3 protein-coding genes are annotated in these 2,598 nt (G+C 39.6%); all 3 read left to right on the top strand.

Annotated features, from left to right (window positions below; all coding sequences use genetic code 11):
• A partial coding sequence (locus AB1630_12145; protein ID MEW6104544.1) for a DUF2380 domain-containing protein occupies positions 1–1,282 on the top strand: 1,282 nt, incomplete at its 5' end.
• A complete protein-coding gene (locus AB1630_12140; protein ID MEW6104543.1) occupies positions 1,279–2,061 on the top strand; it encodes a double-CXXCG motif protein in 783 nt (260 codons plus the stop codon). The genes AB1630_12145 and AB1630_12140, both read left to right, overlap by 4 nt.
• Before the next feature lie 7 nt (positions 2,062–2,068).
• Positions 2,069–2,598 (top strand): hypothetical protein (locus tag AB1630_12135; GenBank protein MEW6104542.1); only part of this gene is annotated, 530 nt, incomplete at its 3' end.

Genomic DNA, 2,598 nt, shown 5'->3' with positions numbered 1-2,598 from the left:
AGCCTTTTTGGCAGGTTTAAACCTTGGGAAAAGATACGACCTTGGTCCTTTAAGTAGCCTGACAAATAAAGCTGGAAGCCTATACAATAGCCTCATTGAGAACAAATATTACAAATTTGGCACAGCCTTAGCGGGAAAGGATGTGTGGGGGAATAAGCTTTCCTGGGAAGAAAGGCTTGCTGGACTAAAGAGCTACCAGAGGAATTCTGACTGGAACAATAAGTTTGGGGATGTGATTGAGGGGATAATCTGGAAGAAGAATATAACCCTGCCCAAGATAGACCTGCCGAAGGTAAACCTGCCTGGGCTAGACTTAGAGGGTATAAAAATGCCACAATTGGCATTAAGTAAGCTGGCTGATTTTATCATTGAAAACAGAGGAAATGGTGGAACCCAAACAAATATGGACAATATCTGGAATACAACAAAGGATGGCTTGGAGAAATTAGGGCTTACCAAGAAGGACTTAGAAAATGCCGTAAGGGATAAATACAAAGAAATTGATATAACCCACAATAGAATCCAGCAACTAGAAAAGGAATTAAAAATTCTCTTTGCTCAACAATATGCAAGCACACAACCACCTGACCCAAATCAATTCAAAAGATACAATGAGCTTACTGAGCAGGAAAAAATAAGGTTTGCCGAAATATCAATTGAGCTTAATAGCTTAGGCTGGACACCAGGAAGAAGCACAACTACATTTGTAAGAAGTGCAACAAAAGAGGCCTATATTGATTGGTGGAAAGACCTTAGCCAGGGTGTTGAGATAGGGATTGGATTTGTCCCGGTGGTTGAAACTGTCTATGATGTCTTCTGTGCGGTTTCAGGCTATAGCATCACTGGAAAGCTTACCCCCCTTGAAAGGGCAATTGCAATTGGCTGTGTCCTTGCTCCTGTCTCTGGTGTATCGGTAGGACCAATGAGGGCAGCATTTAGGACAACCAAAGAACTCCTTGAGAATCATCATTTATTGCCAAGGGCAAAGAAACTTAGAGAATTCTTTTTAAAGGCAGAGTTTACCCCAAAAGAGCTTGAATTTCTTACCAAAGAATTACCTATTGACCTCCATAGACTAAAACCAAATGGAATACATACCGGTCCAAATAACTGGAATAAGCAGTGGGATGAATTTAAAAAGGCAAAACCTGATGCTACAAAAGATGAGGTTCTTAATCACTTAGAGAATATGGTAAAAGCACGCAAGGATATCTTTACACAAGAAGGGATTGATGATATACTAAAGAAGATTGACCAGGTAAGAAGGGGTGAGATACAATGAGATTCTATGAATTAGCCTATGATGTTTATACTTCTAATGGCGACTATTATATGGCAGAAGAGGTAAGCGAGAGGGATGAGATAGTGGGTTCATGTCCTGCCGGCAAAGGTCATCCTTGCGTTTTGCGGAAAAAAGAAGGGGATGAGGCAATCTTAACCATTGACATACCCTCACCCAAGATGTTAGAGCAAGATTTTTTATGCACCGATTATGAATGGGACTATATAATTCCCGAGAGGGTAGCCCAATTATTCAAAGAGGCAGGATTTACCGGCTATGAGCTTAAGCCAGTAAGGATAAATGAGATAAAGAGGCTAAGAAAACCAATGCCTATTCCAACCTTATGGGAGCTAGTTATTAAAGGATTTGCTGGTATTCCCCATCCTGATTCTGGAATAAGGCTTAAGAGTTGGTGCAAAGAGTGTGGCTATCTAAGATTTTTAGTCCCTTTTCCCAAATCCCCTCATCTAATTGACACCTCCCTCTGGGATGGCTCAGATTTCTTCTGGGTTTGTCCTCTTCAGAAGTATATCTTTGTAACCGAAAGGGTAAAGGATGTGATTGAAGGGAATGGATTAAAGGGATGTAGATTTATTCCTATGGAGGAGGTGAAGCTTCCTGAAAAAGATGTAGGAGCAAGAACTACTTCTCTACTTTCCCGTCTTTCAGAAGAACAGGCTCTATCCTTGAGCAAATTATTAAACATCCCCCTTATCCCAAAAGAGGAAATCTGGAGAAAAGCCATCCCAAGAAAAGACCTTAAAGGAAAGGGGAAGTAAATAATCAATGAACTTAGAAATTAATCAAGAAGATAAGGGCAATATGAAACAAAGACCTTTAGGAATAACGATATTTTCCATAATATACATTCTTGTGGGAATGGGGATCTTTATCATTCAGATTCTTTTTGGCAAAAAGATGGGTGATGTTTCCAGTTTGGGGATTTCTCAATTAGCTTTTACTATCTCTATAACCTTTCTTGGCTTGCTATCCTTTGCTTCAGGAATTGGAATGTGGCTTGGAAAGAAATGGGGATGGTGGCTTGGTGCTTTTTATTGTGTTTATGGGGTTTTACGACAAGTGAATGTCATAATTATGCTTCCAGGAATTATTGCCCAGTTTGGAGAGCCTCAACAAGGTATCGAATATTACTGGATTAAATATGCGGGGCGAATACTGTGTTATAGTCTGCTATTCCTATATTTTTTTAAGAGAAATGTGCGTGAATACTTTGATTTGGAAGAATATCCCAAGAAAAAGGCAATCTTTATACTAATTGGAGTAGCCTTTGGCATTGTTGCTTCAGGATTTATTAT

Source organism: bacterium, assembly GCA_040753555.1.
Taxonomy (GTDB): domain Bacteria; phylum UBA9089; class UBA9088; order UBA9088; family UBA9088; genus JBFLYE01.
The sequence above is the reverse complement of the archived record's forward strand: the minus strand, read 5'-3'. Positions and strand labels throughout refer to the sequence as shown.

What these genes read in the sequence shown, in the direction of transcription:
- AB1630_12140 (MEW6104543.1), top strand. Translation starts at nt 1,279, where the DNA reads ATGAGATTCTATGAATTAGCCTATGATGTTTATACTTCTAATGGCGAC.